General features: G+C 64.9%; 17 protein-coding genes. 6 read left to right on the top strand and 11 right to left on the bottom strand.

The annotated features are described in order from the left end of the window. Positions 1 to 34 precede the first annotated feature (34 nt). The 4 genes from CD932_RS01205 (at position 35) to CD932_RS01190 (ending at position 4,906) form a co-directional block, all read left to right on the top strand. Positions 35 to 1,342: a cytochrome c gene (locus CD932_RS01205; protein ID WP_094441047.1), complete on the top strand. Its 1,308-nt coding sequence runs from the start codon at positions 35 to 37 to the stop codon at positions 1,340 to 1,342. Between the two features lie 21 nt (positions 1,343 to 1,363). Continuing rightward, positions 1,364 to 1,831 (top strand): (2Fe-2S)-binding protein, encoded by a 468-nt coding sequence (locus CD932_RS01200; protein WP_094441046.1) that lies wholly within the window; start codon positions 1,364 to 1,366, stop codon positions 1,829 to 1,831. Beyond that, on the top strand, positions 1,824 to 4,154 hold the full coding sequence (locus tag CD932_RS01195) for a xanthine dehydrogenase family protein molybdopterin-binding subunit (RefSeq protein ID WP_094441045.1): 2,331 nt from the start codon (positions 1,824 to 1,826) through the stop codon (positions 4,152 to 4,154). Before CD932_RS01200 ends, CD932_RS01195 begins: the two co-directional genes overlap by 8 nt. Before the next feature lie 92 nt (positions 4,155 to 4,246). Then, positions 4,247 to 4,906, top strand: coding sequence for a dienelactone hydrolase family protein (locus CD932_RS01190; protein ID WP_094441044.1), 660 nt, complete (start codon positions 4,247 to 4,249; stop codon positions 4,904 to 4,906). A gap of 3 nt (positions 4,907 to 4,909) precedes the next feature. On the opposite strand, the gene fghA is transcribed toward CD932_RS01190, so the two are convergent. The 6 genes from fghA to CD932_RS01160 form a co-directional block, all read right to left on the bottom strand. After that, on the bottom strand, positions 4,910 to 5,773 hold the full coding sequence (gene fghA / locus CD932_RS01185; protein WP_094441043.1) for an S-formylglutathione hydrolase: 864 nt from the start codon (positions 5,771 to 5,773) through the stop codon (positions 4,910 to 4,912). Positions 5,774 to 5,812: 39 nt separating this feature from the next. After that, positions 5,813 to 6,676 carry an NAD-dependent protein deacetylase gene (locus CD932_RS01180; protein ID WP_094441042.1) on the bottom strand — a complete coding sequence of 288 codons (864 nt, stop codon included), beginning with the start codon at positions 6,674 to 6,676 and terminating at the stop codon, positions 5,813 to 5,815. 57 nt (positions 6,677 to 6,733) lie between these two features. Beyond that, entirely contained in the window at positions 6,734 to 7,408 is a 675-nt protein-coding gene (gene lepB / locus CD932_RS01175; RefSeq protein ID WP_094443377.1) for a signal peptidase I, read from the bottom strand. A gap of 159 nt (positions 7,409 to 7,567) precedes the next feature. After that, a complete protein-coding gene (locus tag CD932_RS01170) occupies positions 7,568 to 7,822 on the bottom strand; it encodes a hypothetical protein (RefSeq protein ID WP_094441041.1) in 255 nt (84 codons plus the stop codon). Then, complete coding sequence (locus CD932_RS01165; RefSeq protein WP_094441040.1) at positions 7,819 to 8,070, bottom strand: hypothetical protein; 252 nt, start codon at positions 8,068 to 8,070, stop codon at positions 7,819 to 7,821. The genes CD932_RS01170 and CD932_RS01165 overlap by 4 nt, the downstream gene beginning before the upstream one ends. 144 nt (positions 8,071 to 8,214) lie before the next feature. Then, positions 8,215 to 8,742 carry a GNAT family N-acetyltransferase gene (locus CD932_RS01160; protein ID WP_094441039.1) on the bottom strand — a complete coding sequence of 176 codons (528 nt, stop codon included), beginning with the start codon at positions 8,740 to 8,742 and terminating at the stop codon, positions 8,215 to 8,217. Between the two features lie 82 nt (positions 8,743 to 8,824). On the opposite strand from CD932_RS01160, the gene CD932_RS01155 reads away from it, so the two are divergent. After that, positions 8,825 to 9,217 carry a VOC family protein gene (locus tag CD932_RS01155; RefSeq protein ID WP_094441038.1) on the top strand — a complete coding sequence of 131 codons (393 nt, stop codon included), beginning with the start codon at positions 8,825 to 8,827 and terminating at the stop codon, positions 9,215 to 9,217. A 1-nt stretch (position 9,218) separates the two neighbouring features. On the opposite strand, the gene CD932_RS01150 is transcribed toward CD932_RS01155, so the two are convergent. Then, positions 9,219 to 9,803: a DinB family protein gene (locus CD932_RS01150; RefSeq protein WP_094441037.1), complete on the bottom strand. Its 585-nt coding sequence runs from the start codon at positions 9,801 to 9,803 to the stop codon at positions 9,219 to 9,221. Positions 9,804 to 9,985: 182 nt separating this feature from the next. Between CD932_RS01150 and CD932_RS01145 the strand changes: the two genes are divergently transcribed. Further along, the gene (locus tag CD932_RS01145) at positions 9,986 to 10,969 is read left to right on the top strand and encodes an HDOD domain-containing protein (RefSeq protein ID WP_094441036.1); all 984 of its coding nucleotides are present in this window, start codon (positions 9,986 to 9,988) and stop codon (positions 10,967 to 10,969) included. A 5-nt stretch (positions 10,970 to 10,974) separates the two neighbouring features. Here the strand turns inward: CD932_RS01145 and CD932_RS01140 are convergent, their stop codons facing one another. From CD932_RS01140 to CD932_RS01125, 4 genes are read right to left on the bottom strand one after another with little or no spacing between them, the layout of a single operon-like run. Next, a complete protein-coding gene (locus CD932_RS01140) occupies positions 10,975 to 11,676 on the bottom strand; it encodes an ABC transporter ATP-binding protein (RefSeq protein ID WP_094441035.1) in 702 nt (233 codons plus the stop codon). After that, positions 11,669 to 12,382 carry an ABC transporter ATP-binding protein gene (locus CD932_RS01135; protein WP_094441034.1) on the bottom strand — a complete coding sequence of 238 codons (714 nt, stop codon included), beginning with the start codon at positions 12,380 to 12,382 and terminating at the stop codon, positions 11,669 to 11,671. The genes CD932_RS01140 and CD932_RS01135 overlap by 8 nt, the downstream gene beginning before the upstream one ends. Continuing rightward, a complete protein-coding gene (locus CD932_RS01130) occupies positions 12,375 to 13,358 on the bottom strand; it encodes a branched-chain amino acid ABC transporter permease (protein WP_094441033.1) in 984 nt (327 codons plus the stop codon). The genes CD932_RS01135 and CD932_RS01130 overlap by 8 nt, the downstream gene beginning before the upstream one ends. Beyond that, positions 13,355 to 14,227, bottom strand: a complete 873-nt coding sequence (locus CD932_RS01125; RefSeq protein WP_094441032.1) for a branched-chain amino acid ABC transporter permease — start codon at positions 14,225 to 14,227, stop codon at positions 13,355 to 13,357. The genes CD932_RS01130 and CD932_RS01125 overlap by 4 nt, the downstream gene beginning before the upstream one ends. Positions 14,228 to 14,269 lie beyond the last annotated feature (42 nt).

Below are 14,269 nucleotides of genomic sequence, written 5' to 3'. Positions count from 1 at the left end.
GCCGCCTGCGCGCCTGTTTTATTACTGGAAAGTCTTGTTCAAGAAAATCTGTACTGGCCTGCTGATATTGCTGGGCCTGATCGTGCTCGCCGCCGGCGCCGTCTACGCCGCTTACTGGCGAGCCGCGCTGGCGCCCGTCGATCCGCCCCCGCCGAGTTCCTTTTCCGCCCAGGCCATCGCCGAGGGCCGCATCCTGGCCGGCATCGGCAATTGCAGCGCCTGCCATACGGTCAAGGGCGGCGCCGCCTACGCGGGCGGGCGCGGCCTGGCCACGCCGTTTGGCGCCATCCACGCCACCAATATCACGCCCGACCCGCAGACGGGCATCGGCCGCTGGTCGCTGGCGGCGTTTCAGCGCGCCATGCGCGAGGGCGTGGCACGCAACGGCGAGCACCTGTTTCCCGTGTTTCCCTACACACACTTCGCGCTGGCCAGCGACGCCGATATTGCCGCCCTGTATGCCTATTTCATGACGCGTCCAGCCGTGGTTGCGGTCACGCCGCCCAACACGGTACCGTTTCCCTTGAACCAGCGCGCCCTGCAGGCCGGCTGGAAACTGCTGTTCTTCAAGCCCGGCAGCTTGCCGCGCAATACTGCCCAGGGCACTGACTGGCACCGTGGCCGCTACCTGGCCGAAGGCCTGGCCCACTGCGCCGCCTGTCATACGCCGCGCAATGCGCTGGGCGCGGAAAGGACAGTCGCAGCCTACCAGGGCGCCGCCATCGACAACTGGTATGCGCCGCCGCTGACGGCCGCCAATACGGCGCCGCTGCCGTGGAGCCGGGACGAGCTGTACGCTTTCCTGCGCACCGGCGCCACCGCGCTGCACGGCGTGGCCGCCGGGCCGATGTCGGAAGTGGTGCACGAAGGCATGGATGCCTCGCCCGACGCCGATATCCGCGCGCTGGCCGCCTATTTTGCCGACCTGGCCAGGCCGCGTGATGCAAACGAGCCGGCCGTCGATACGGCGTCGGTGATCAAGGCCAGCCTGGCCCGTTCGCAAAAGGTCGGCATGGTCGACAACGACCGTGGCGCCAGCCTGTACGTGGCCGCCTGCGCCTCCTGCCATTCGAACAGCGATGGCCAGCCTGCGCTGTTGCGCCCGGAACTGAGCCTGAACAGCGCCGTCAGCGCGCCCGACCCGTCCAACCTGATCCAGGTGATCCTGCATGGCGTCGGCAAGGACGAGGGCCTGCCCGGCGCGCTGATGCCGGCCTTTGCCCATGCGCTGTCCGACGCAGACATTGTCCAGCTGGCCGCTTATTTGCGCCGCAGCCGCAGCCATCGGCCGGCCTGGACCGGCCTGGAAGCGACGGTGGCGCGCGTGCGCGCCGGCAAATAATCAAGCAAAGCGAGTCATCTCATGCATCATTTCACGCTCAATGGCCAGCCGTTTGCTGCCGATGTCGACGCCGAAACGCCGCTGCTATGGGTGCTGCGCGACGAAGCGAAATTGACAGGCACCAAGTTTGGTTGCGGCATTGGCCTGTGCGGCGCCTGCACCGTGCATGTCGATGGCCGTGCCGTGCGCTCCTGCATCACGCCCGTGTCGGCCATCTCCGGTTCGGCCGTCACCACCATCGAAGGCCTGTCGCCTGATGGAAAACACCGCTTGCAGCAAGCCTGGATCGCCATGCAGGCGCCGCAGTGCGGTTATTGCCAGTCGGGCCAGATCATGCAGGCGGCGACCCTGCTGCGCGACTATCCGCAGCCGACCGACGCCAATATCGACGCCGTGATGAGCGGCAACCTGTGCCGCTGCATGGCCTATGTGCGCATCCGCAAGGCGATCAAGCTGGCCGCCAGCCTGCGGGAGACGCCGCATGCTTAAGCTGCCGAAAGACCATGGCGCGTCCTTGCCCGCTTCGTTGGCGCGGCGCGGCTTCCTGATCGCCGCCGCCGGCAGCGGTTTTACTTTGGCCTTCCTGCGCGCCGACACCGTGCTGGCGGCCGGCAAGGCGGCCAAAGGGCCTGCCGTGATACCTGCCGCGCCCGTGTTCGACCCTGGCATCTGGTTCGAGATCGACCGGCAAGGACTGGTGACCATCAATATTGCCAAGGCGGAAATGGGCCAGCATATCGGCACGGCGCTGGCGCGCATCGTGGCCGACGAGCTGGAAGCGGACTGGACCAAAGTGAAGCTGCGTTATGTGGACAGCGATCCGAAATGGGGCCTGATGGTCACGGGCGGCAGCTGGTCCGTCTGGCAAAATTTCGAGCCGCTCAGCCGCGCCGGCGCGGCCGGGCGCCTGGCGCTGGTCGAGGAGGGCGCGCGGCTGCTGCGCCTGCCGGTGTCGGCCTGCGCGGCGAAATCGGGCGTGGTACACGGGCGCGGGCGCTCGATCACCTATGGCGATATCGTGCGGCGCGGCAAGCTGGGGCGCCACTATACGCCCGAACAACTGCTCTCCATCGTGCTCAAGACGCCGCCGCAGCGCAAGCTGGTGGGGCGCACCGTGCAGGCGCTGGACGTGCCGGCGAAAACCAATGGCAAGGCCATCTACGGTATCGATGCCGGTGTCCATGACGAGATCGAAGGCCTGGTGTATGCACGCCCCAAAATTCCACCGACGCGCTATGGCTCGATGGTAGTGTCCATCGACGACTCGGCCGCAAAGAAGATCAGGGGCTACCTGAAGTCCGAAGCCTTGATTGACCCCAGCGGCACGGTGCCGGGCTGGGTGATGGTGTATGCGGACAGCTATGCGGCGGCCAGCCGCGCGGCCGACCTGGTGCGGGTGAAATGGCGCGCCGGCGCGGCAGCCCATGTGTCGGAACAGGACATCCTGCATTACGGCGCGAAACAGATCGCCGACCCCGCCCTGGGCGCGCGCGTGGTCAATGACGAAGGCGTCGAGCAAGCGTTTGCCGGGGCGGGACTGACTCTGGAGCGGCACTACACCACGGCCACGGTGCTGCATTTCCAGCTTGAACCCGTGAACGCCATGGCGCAACTGGTCGATGGTGTCTGGCATATCCATGCCGGCACGCAATGGCAGTCGCTGATCTTGCCGGTGCTGGCCAAGGCGCTGCGGGTGCCGGAAAGCCAGGTGGTGCTGCACACCTATTTGCTCGGTGGCGGCTTTGGCCGGCGCCTCAATGGCGACTATTGCATTCCGGCCGCGCTGGGCGCGCAAGCCCTGGGAAGGCCCGTGAAAATGATCTGTTCGCGGGCCGACGATGCACGCTTCGATTCGCCGCGCTCGCCGTCGGTGCAGCACTTGCGCATGGCGTTCGACGCCGCCGGCAAGGTAAGCGCCATGCAGCATGAAGCGAGCGCGGGCTGGCCGACGCAGGCCCTGGCGCCCGGCTTGCTGGCCAGGGACAAGCAAGGCCATCCTTACGATCCATTTGCGATCGCCGGCGCCGACCACTGGTACACGGTGGGCGCGCAGCGCGTGCGCGCCATATCGAATGACCTGGCCAACAGCAGTTTCCGGCCGGGCTGGCTGCGCTCGGTGGGGCCCGGCTGGACCAACTGGGCGGTGGAAAGTTTTATCGATGAAGCGGCGCAGGCGGCCAAGGTCAATCCGCTCGATTTTCGCCTGTCGCTGCTGCAGGCCACGGGTCGCAACGCCGGCAGCGCGCCAAACGCCGTCGGCGGCGCGCAGCGCCTGGCGCAGGTGTTGCTGCGCGCGGCGGAAAAAGCGGGTTGGGGCAAGGCGATGCCGAAAGACACGGGCCTGGGAATTGCCGCCACCTTCGGCCAGGAACGCGATATGCCGACCTGGACCGCCTGCGTGGCGCGGGTGCGGGTCGACCGCAGCACCTGCATGGTGCAGGTCGAAAGACTGACGATGGTGATCGACGCCGGCACCATCGTCGACCCCGACGGCGCGCTGGCGCAGGCCGAAGGCGGCGCGCTGTGGGGCGTGAGCATGGCGCTCCACGAAGGCACGGCGTTTCTGAATGGCGAAGTGCGCGATACCAACCTCGCCAGCTATACACCGCTGCGTATCGCCGACGTGCCCGAGCTCGATATCGAATTCATCAACAGTCATGAGGCCTCGACGGGCATGGGCGAGCCGCCGACCACGGTGGTGGCGCCGGCGATCGCCAACGCCATCTTTGCCGCTGTCGGCGCGCGTGTGCGGCATCTGCCAATCCGTCCCGAAGCCGTGCTCAAGGGGCTGGACCGCTACGGTGCGGTTTGAACCTGGCGGCGAGTTTGCTACACTGAGCATGCGGCCAGGCTCCTGCCTTGGCGCCGCCCGGGAAGTCCGGACTGTACGTCAGGGAGGCAACCATGCAAGAGCAATTTGTCAGCATTACGGCAGACGAAGTGGAACTGGACGGCATACTGATGTTGCCGGAACGCCCGGTAGGCGTGGTGCTGTTTGCCCACGGCGCCAGCCTGGACGGCGGCCACCGCAATGCCGCCACGCAAGCAACCGCCATTGACTTCGTGCGCGCCGGTCTCGCCACCCTGTGCTTTGACCAGGCCGGCGTTACGCCCGGCGGCGGCGAGGGCGGCCACCGCTATTTTCTGCACGCCGATATCGTCTTGCTGGCGCGCCAGCTGGAAAAAGCGCTGGGCTGGCTGCGCATCGACCCGTCCACGCGCCAGTTGCCCTGCGGCCTGTACGGCCATGGCGCCAGCGCGGCGGTGGTGATGCAACTGGCCGCCTGGCGCGGCAGCGAGCTGGCCGCCCTGGCCGTGTGCGACGCCCAGGTGGCGCTGGCAGGCAAGGCGGCGTTGGGCAATGTGCGCGTGCCCTCGCTGTTGATCGTTTCCGGGCGCGACCCGGACGTAGCCGGCCTGAACCGGATGGCGTTCGCCGCGCTACGCGGCGACAAGCAACTGGAACAGATCGCCGCCCCCGGCAGCGTTGATGCGCGCCATCAGGCGGCCTTGCTCGCTGGCGACTGGTACACCCGGCATTTCAACGGGCGTTCCGGCGGCTGAGACTCAGGTCCCGCTGCGCAAATTGCGCGCATGAAAGCGCAGATGGTCTTCCACGAAGGTGGAAATGAAATAATAGCCGTGGTCGTAGCCCGCATGGCGGCGCAGCGTCAGGGGCTGGCCCGCGTCGCGGCAGGCCGCTTCGAAGACGTTTGGGAACAGCTGGTCGGGCAGGAATTTGTCGGCCAGGCCCTGGTCGATCAGTATGCCATCAGGAAATGGCGCAGCTTGCCCTTGCATTGCTGCCATCAGCGCGCTGGCGTCATATTGCCGCCAGGTGCTGGCGTCGCCGCCCAGGTAGCCCGTAAAAGCCTTCTTGCCCCACGGGCATTGCGAGGGCGCGGTGATCGGCGCAAAAGCCGATACCGAGCGGAACAGTCCGGGATTGCGCAGGGCCAGCACCAGCGCGCCGTGGCCGCCCATCGAATGGCCGAAGATGCCAGTGCGTTGCGGGTCGAGGTTCAGTTCCTGTTCCAGCAGCGCGCGCAGTTCCAGGATGTAGCTGTACATGCGGTAGTGCGCGCTCCATGGCGCTTCGGTGGCGTCGACATAAAAGCCGGCGCCGGCGCCGAAGTCCCAGCCATCCGTTTCGCCGGCGATATTGGCGCCGCGCGGGCTGGTGTCGGGGCTGATCAATATCAGGCCTTCCTCGGCCGCCACGCGCTGGGCGCCGCCCTTGATCATGAAGGTTTCTTCGGTGCAGGTCAGGCCGGCCAGGTAGAACAGGGCGGGCGACTTGCCTGCCTGGTCCCTGGTGCTGGCCGGAATAAATACCGAAAAGCGCATCGGCAAGCCGATCGCTTGTGCATCGTGGCGATAAAAGCGTTGGACGCCGCCAAAGCAGGCGTGTTCACTCAACAGTTCCAGCATGAATTCTCCTTGTCAATATCGTAGTATAGCCAGCCTCGCTCAGGCGAGCATGGCGGCGACCGTCGGCAGCAGTGTTTGCGCTGGCGCTGCAATCTTCAAGCCGAGCAGGTCATCGGCGCGCGTCTTGCCCAGGTTGATGGCGGCCAGCGGCTTGCCCGCTTCGGCCGCCATGCGGCACAGGCGAAAGCTGGAATACACCATCACGGACGAGCCGATCACCAGCAGGGCGCTGGCGTCCCGCATCTTGTGCGCCGCTTCGGCGGCGCAGGCGGCGGGCACGCCGTCGCCGAAAAACACCACGTCGGGTTTCAGCGTGCCGCCGCAGTGCAGGCAGCGCGGCACGGTAAAGCTGGCCAGCTGACCCGGTTCGAGCAGGGCGTCGCCATCGGGCGCCGGGGTGGCGGTGGTGCCCACCATCTGCGGGTTGTCGTATTCCAGCATGTCCTGCACCGTGCGGCGCGCATAGTGGGCGTGGCAATCGAGGCAGACCACCGCATGTATGCTGCCGTGCAATTCGGTGACGTCAACGCTGCCGGCCTGCTGGTGCAGGCCGTCGACATTTTGCGTGACCAGGCTGCCGATGCTGCCCTGCTGCGCCAGTTGCGCGATGGCCAGGTGGCCGGGATTGGCCTGCGCGCGCGACAAGGCAGGATAACCGACCATGCTGCGCGCCCAGTAGCGGCGCTGCACGGCCGGCTGGCGCCGGAAGTCCGGCCCTTGCACGGGCGCATTGCCGCGCCGCACGCCATCGGTATCGCGGTAATCGGGAATGCCGGACGCCGTGCTGATGCCTGCGCCCGTCAGCAGCAGTACGTCGGGATGCCGTTGCAGGAAGTGCGCCAGCTGTTCGGCGGCCTCGCCGTGGCTGGCGCAGGGCGGGCTGGAGGAAGTAATGGTATGCATGATTCACATGCTACGCGAAAATCCCCTTGCCCATGCGCGTCGCTGTTACGTACATGCTTACTTCAACGCAGTGCCGAACCGTGAAAATCGCGGCTGCCAGTGGTCCTGGATATTGGCCGACACCAGGATGGTCTCGGCCTTGCCGATCAGCAGTGCGCGCGGCACGAAGCCGAAATAGCGCGAGTCGGCGCTGTTGTCGCGGTTGTCGCCCAGCATCATGTAGTGGCCGGCAGGCACGGTGACGGCGGCGAAATTGCGCCGCGCCGGCACTTGCGGCAGCAGCTGGATGCGGTGCGGCTGCGCCTGGCCGCTGCCCTGTTCGCTGACCAGCTGTTCCTGCAACTGGCCGACGGCAGCGACGGTTTCCGCGACCGTGTCGAGTGCGCTGTACTGCGCCGCCTGGCCGTTGATGACCAACTGCTCATTGCGCATTGCCACCGTATCGCCGGGCAGGCCGACGATGCGCTTGATCAGGCGCGTGCCGTCAAGGGGCGAGGAAAAGGTGACGATGTCGCCGCGCTGCGGCTCGCCCGTATGTTGCAGCACGATGTCGGTCAGCGGCACTTTGAGGTTGTAGGCCAGGCGATTGACGAATACCACGTCGCCTTCGAGCAGGTTGGGCCGCATCGATGCCGAGGGGATAGGATTCCAGTCGGCCACGGCGGTTCGGAACACGCCGAACAGCATCAGGAACATGATAAAACCTTTGTTGGCGCGCAGCCAGGTGCTGATCGGCATGGTAATACTTTCTTGTCAGGGTCGGATGGTGGGGTGCTGTCTGGTTGGCAGCACCTGCCCACGATGCCCGGCGAGACTGAAGCGATTCTTAAACAGGGCGCTTGCCTGTGCAAATTGCCGTGCACTGTTGCGCGCCGGCCTCATGGGCAGGACTCAGGGCCGTCGGCAAGGCGTGGCCGGGTCGTTTCTGTCGCCCTGCAAGGGCTGGCCACGCAGCTCTTCCCATAATTCGCCCAGCGCCACCAGCAAGCCGCCGACAACCAGGGGGATCGCCACCAGCCACGGCGAACTGGCTAGCCATGGCGCGAGCACGATGGCGCAGATCAAGGCGATGGCGAGCGAGGTCAGCCAGAAACGGCGGGGATGGCGCAGGATAAGGATGGCATCCAGGGGATGGCGCGGATTCATATGTCCTCCTTCGATAACAATTGGTACAGGCGGGCGGCAAGGATGCTGCTGGCGGCAATGACGACGCAGCCATCGAGAAAAAACAGCACCATGCCGACCAGGTGCATGCCATAGACCAGATAAGCCGGCAATTGCAAGGTTTCGGCCCACTGCGTCATCCAGACCAGCACGATGGCGGCGCCGAAGATGGCCAGGGCCAACAGCAGCATCAGCAGCACGTGTTCGAACAGGCGGTGGCGCAGTTTCATGTTGGACTCGCCAAGAGAGAGAAGATTCCCGGACCTTGAGTTTGTCAGTCCGACGTTGACGTACTTTGCGCTCGATTAAAGTCGCTGGCGCTGGCGAAAAAACAGGATGGCAGCCAGGAAAGACGCTGTTTGCCGCTGCGCTTGCTATGCCTTGCGGCGCTCGAAATACAGCAGGTCGCGCCAGGCGCCATCGAAATACATGGCTTGTTCCGACGTGCCGTACTGATGGAAGCCATTACGCTGCAGTACTTTTGCCGACGCCAGGTTGGGCAGCCGCACGGTCGCTTCCAGGCGCCACAGGTCCAGCGGCCCGAACGCCTGTTCCAGCAGCAGCGCCACCAGCCGGCTGGCATAGCCGCGCCCGCCAAACTGTGCGCCGATGCGGTAGCCCAGCTGCGCCTTGTTGAAATAGGGCCGCGTCACCGCCGTCAGGTTGACACGGCCGACAATCTGTCCGTCGAGCCTGGCCAGGAACTGGTAAGACTGGTCCTGCTCGCGTTCGCGTTGCGCCTGTTCGATCATGGCGGCAACCGCGTCGAGCTCGTAATACGACTGTGCGCGGGCCGTGACCCAGGTTTCGAAGTGGGCGCGATTTTCGACCTCGAAGGCGAGCAGATCATGCGTGTCGGCGGCGGTGGGGGCGTGCAATTGCAGGCGGCTGATAGCGGTCATGATGGCGTACCAAAAAGAGATGCGCCATTATAATCAGCCCAGGGTAATACCGGTCGTCCCTGTTTGCTTCGAAAGGAAACGCATGCTGTCCCATCTTTGCCTCGGCACCAATGATTTTTCACGCGCTTATGATTTTTACGCAGCCTTGCTTGGCGAGCTGGGCCTGGTGCAGAAATTTCACGACCCGGCCAAGCCGTGGGCCGGCTGGATGACGCCGGATGTGCCACGCCCGCTGTTCGTGCTCGGCGCGCCGCACGATGGCCAGGCGGCCTCGCCCGGCAACGGGCAAATGATGGCGCTGCTGGCGAACAGCCGGGCCCAGGTCGAGCGCAGTTACCAGGTAGCGCTGGCGCATGGGGCCGTGTGTGAAGGGCCGCCCGGCCTGCGGCCCCATTATCACGACAATTATTACGGCGCCTACTTTCGCGATCTCGATGGCAACAAGCTGTGCGTCTGCTGCCACCAGGCTGAATAGTTCAGCGCGCTCCCCAGACCGATGCTTCGGTCCAGCCCAGCTGCGCAAAATCCTGCGCCCGCAGGTCCGCCTCGCCGCTGCTGAAAAATTCGTCCAGCTGCGGCGGCGCAATGGACGTGCCGGACAGCATGGCGTGCACCTGGCCCCGGTGGTGGATCTGGTGCTGGAACAGATGGGCCAGCAGGCGCATGCGCGTGTCGATCTGCGGCGTATCGCGCAAGATGGTGACGGGGCGCGCCAGGTCGGCGTCGGTCAGCTGCCGGCAGTGCGCGATCAGTCGTTCATCCGACGCGCGCTGGGCCGCCTGCAGTGCCGGGCAGTTGTCGAACGGTTCGTCCTGCGCAAAAAACACGTAACAGTCAGGGTGTGGCGGCTCGCCGCGCAGTTCGCGCTCGAGCGCATCGAGATAAAACCAGTCGCACGTCAGGATATGATTGAGCGTGGCCTGGATGGTGGGGAAAAAGCTGGTGCGCACGGCCTGGAACCCGGACGGCGACAATTGGACGCAGGCCTGGTACAGGCGGTGGTTGGCCCAGGCGTTGTTATACGCCTGGGTACTGATGTAATGCGCAAGACTGTTGTTCATGATGATCGTCCTTTCTGTCCGAAGTCGATTCGGGATCGCTTTCTGCGTCAGCACCACTGTATCACTTTGCAACAGCGGGACCAGGCTGGCCAGAATTTGCCGTTTGATCGGTGCGCTGATCAGGTAAAATCACGGGGATGATATTTCCCGATAGTGAAGCATAGAGAGCTGGGGACGGCAAAATGAGTTGGATAGGAAAATTACTCAACGGCGGCGAGGAAAAAAACAAGCCCGCGCCAGTCACCGCAGCGGCGGCACCCAAGGTCGAGCACCAGCCGGCCCCGATTGCCGAAATCGACGCTCGCTACTACCGCTGGCTTGCGGCTGTGGGGCCGGCGCAGGCGCAGGCGCAGACCGAACAGCAGATCCTGGACGAGTTGACGCGACTGGTCCGTGAGCCCATCGCTGGCGCTGCCCTGGTGCCGCGCATTCCCTCCATCATTCCGCAGTTGATGCGTACCTTGCAAGAAGATGACATGAACGCCGCCGAACTGTCGCGCCAGTTGGGCCAGGACGTGGTGCTGGTCGCCGAGGTCTACCGCGAAGCGAACCGGCCCTGCTACCAGTCGCGCTATAACGCCAGTCCATCGATCACCAATATGGACGGCGCCATCATGCTGCTCGGGCAAACCGGCATGCGCATGCTGCTGGCCCGTGTCGCCTTCCGTCCCATCGTCAGCATGCAAAGCGGTGGGCTGACCGTGCGCACGGCGCCGCTGATCTGGCAGCAGTCCGAGAAATGCGCGCTGGCCGCCAGCCTGCTGGCGCCAGCCATGCAGGCGAACACCTTCGACGCTTATCTGGCGGGCCTGATGAGCAACGTCGGCCTGGTGGTGGCGTTTCGCCTGATCGACCAGATGCATGGGGCCGATGCCTTTCCCCAGTCAAGCGCCTTTATCGCCGAGGTATTTGCGCAAGCACGGATCTTGTCGGCCAAGATCGCCGAATTATGGGAGTTTCCCGACTCCGTCACCAGCGCGATCACCCAGGCCGGACAGCTTGATGCCAACGCCCAGGCGCAAGCGCTGTCGCTGGGCGAGCGCCTGAGCAAGCTGCGCATGCTGGTCGATGCCGCCCAGTTCGATGCCGACGATCCTTTTGTGGTGGCCGGCCTGGGCAGGGGCGCGCTGGCGGCGTTTGAGAAGCTGGCCGACGAACAGGAATAAAGCTCCTAACGGGCGAAATACAGCGCGTGCAGATGCTCCAGATCGACCTCGGATGCCGTCTGCGACAGCGCCACCTTGCCGCTTTGCATCAGGTAGACATGATCTGCCACTTTCACCGCGCGCGCCGTGTTCTGCTCGACCAGCACGATGGTGCGGCGGCCGTCATTGAGCCGCGCCAGGATCTCGAACAGCTCGCCCACCACCAGCGGCGCCAGGCCCAGCGACGGCTCGTCGATGATCAGCAACTGCGGGTCCGACATCAGTCCGCGCGCCATCGCCAGCATCTGCGCTTCGCCGCCCGACAGCGAGCCGGCCAGCTGCCGTCTGCGTTCGCGCAGGCGCGGGAACATGGCGTAAGACAGTTCGAGCCGCTCGCGCACATGCGCGCGGTGCGCCTTCGGAAACGCGCCCATGATCAGGTTTTCTTCCACGCTCATGTCGCGAAACGTCATGCGCCCTTCCGGGATCATCGTCACGCTCGAATCGCTCATCTTCCAGGTCGGCGTGCCGTTCAGCACCTTGCCGTCCAGGCTGATGGTGCCCGCGCTGGCCGGCACCAGGCCCATGATGGCGCGCAGCAGCGTGGTCTTGCCGGCGCCGTTGGGGCCGATAATGGTGGTCAGCTTGCCTTTCGGTACGCGCAGCGACACGTCCCACAGTACATTGATGGCGCCATAGCCGGCGCGCAAATTGGTCACTTCAAGCATCTGCCGCTCCTGTATAACTTTTGATGACGGCCGGATCGCGGAACACCGCGTCCGGCGTGCCGTCGGCGATCAGCTGGCCAAAATTGAGCACGGCCACGCGCGGACACAGATTGCTGATGGTCTCGATATCGTGTTCGATCATTACGATCCCCACGCCGAATGTGGCATGCAGGTCCTTCAGCATGCCCATGAAGCGGCGCTTGCCGGTTGTCTCCAGGCCGGCCAGCACTTCGTCGAGCAGCAGCAGCTTCGGGTTGGTGGCCAGCGCTTTCGCCACTTCCAGCGCCTTCAATTCGGTCAGCGCCAGTTCGCTGGCCGCATCGCGCCCGGCCTTGGCGGCCAGGCTGGTGAAATCGAGGATTTCATCGATTTTTTTGTGATCGACCTGGCCCGTGCCGAAGCGCTGCGCGACGACCAGGTTTTCGCGCACCGTCAGTTCATGCATCGGTTGCGGAATCTGGAAGGTGCGCCCGATCCCCAGGCGCGCGCGCCGGTACATGGGCGTGGCCATCACGTCGCGTCCCTCGAAGCGGATCGCGCCGCTGGTCGGGCGCACCAGGCCGGAAATCGCATTGAACAGCGTGGTCTTGCCGGCGCCGTTCGAGCCCACCAGGCCGATCACGTCATTGCTGGCGATACGCAAGGTAACCGAATCGACCGCCGTCAGCCCGCCGAAGCGTACCGACACATTCTCAAGTTCAAGCATGTGTTTTCTCCCTTGCCTTTTCCTTGAACAGCGCTCTTTTCAGCCATTTTTTCAGCAGCGGCAGCAGGCCGTTCGGGCTCAGGACGATCATCGCCACCAGCAGCACGCCCAGCACCAGCTGGTGGCCGGTGGGGATCAGCGACTTGAAGATCAGCTGGTCGACCAGATAGACCACCACCGCGCCCAGCACGGGGCCGAGGATGGTGCGGTAGCCGCCGAAAATCGCCGCCACGATGGGCAAGGTCACCCACAGGCTGTTGAAGGCGTAATCGGGTTCCAGGAAGTTGATGTAGTGGGCGTTGAAGGCGCCGAACAGGCCGGCCATGAAGGCCGATACCAGCAGCATCGCGCCTTTGAGCAAGGTGCTGTTGACGCCGACCACGCGCGTGGCGTCCTCGCTGTCGTGCATGGCGCGCAGGGCGATGCCGTAGTAGCTGGAGCGGATGCGGCCGTAGGCGAACGCACAGGCCACCACCAGCGTCAGCACCACCAGGTAGGCGCCGGTCTTGCTGGCCAGGTCAACGCCGAACACGGTGGGAAGTGTCGGGATATTGGCCACGCCGCCCGAGCCGCCGGTCAGTGAACTCCATTCGGTGGCCACGATGCGGAAGATATGCGCGTAGGCGAGAATGGCCAGCGCAAAATACGGTCCGCGCAGGCGCAGTACCGGCAGCATGATGACGGCGGAGATCGTCGCGCCGACGCCGCCGAGCAGCATGGCGGCAAACACCGGCAGGCCCAGTTTCACGGTGGCGAGCGCCGAGACATAGGCGCCGACGCCGAAGAACGCCGCATGGCCGAAGCTCACCATGCCGCCCAGGTTGCCCAGCAGGGCCCAGGACAGGGCCACGCCGCCGATGATCAGGGCCGCCACCACCATGCTCATCACATAGTGATTGCCGCCCAGCGCCAGCGGCACGGCGACATAGGCGGCCAGCAGCAGCACGATCGTGGAGATTGTCGAAGCAGTTTTCATCCGCGCCTCCGTACCGCGCCAAACAGGCCGTTCGGCATGATGAACAGCACCAGCAGGAACAGCACCATGCCGGACAATTCCTGCAGCGCCGAACTGGCCAGGGTCACGGTCAGCGCTTCGGCCACGCCCAGCAGCACGGCGGCGATCAGCACGCCCGGGATCGAGCCGATGCCGGCCAGGACCGTGATGATGAAGGCTTTCACCGTCAGCGCGCCGCCGTAGGCCGGCTGGATCACGCCATAGCTGAACAAAGCCACGCCCGCAAACGCGGCCAGGATGCCGGCCACCAGGAACGACACCATTTCGGTGCGGCCCGGGTCGATGCCCATCAGCTTGGCCGCGTCGCGGTTGCTCGATACGGCGCGCACGGCGCGGCCATACCAGCTGGTCGACAGCCAGCGCCACAGCGCGGCCATCAGCGCCAGGCTGACGCCGAAGAAAATCACTTCGCTGCGCATGCTGAAGAACGGCCCGATTTCAATGCCCTCCTGCAGCCAGCTCGACGAGGTCGAGCGGATATCGGCCTTCCATACCAGCAAAATGAAATTGGTGAGGATCACGCCGATGCCGTAGGTGAGGATCAGCGAATTGATTTCGCGGTCCTTCCTGATGCGGCTGACGATGTAGTAGACGCCGACCGAGGTCAGGCTGACGATCACCAGCGCGATGGGAATGGCGAACATCGGGCCCAGGCCCAGGCCGGACTCCACGCTGTAGGCGATATAGGCGGCGAGCAGCACCAGCTCGCCGTGCGCCAGGTTGATGATCTTCATGGTGCCGAACACCAGCGCCAGACCGAGCGCGATCAGGGCGTAGGAGCCGCCCTGCAGCAGGCCCGAATACAGGGCCTGCAGGATTAATTCTGTCATGTCGTTATCCCGTCAGGCAGCCCGCCGTCGCCCTCGTGGGGC

This window comes from Janthinobacterium sp. PC23-8, from assembly GCF_002250505.1.
Lineage (GTDB): Bacteria > Pseudomonadota > Gammaproteobacteria > Burkholderiales > Burkholderiaceae_D > Janthinobacterium.
The sequence above is the reverse complement of the archived record's forward strand: the minus strand, read 5'-3'. Positions and strand labels throughout refer to the sequence as shown.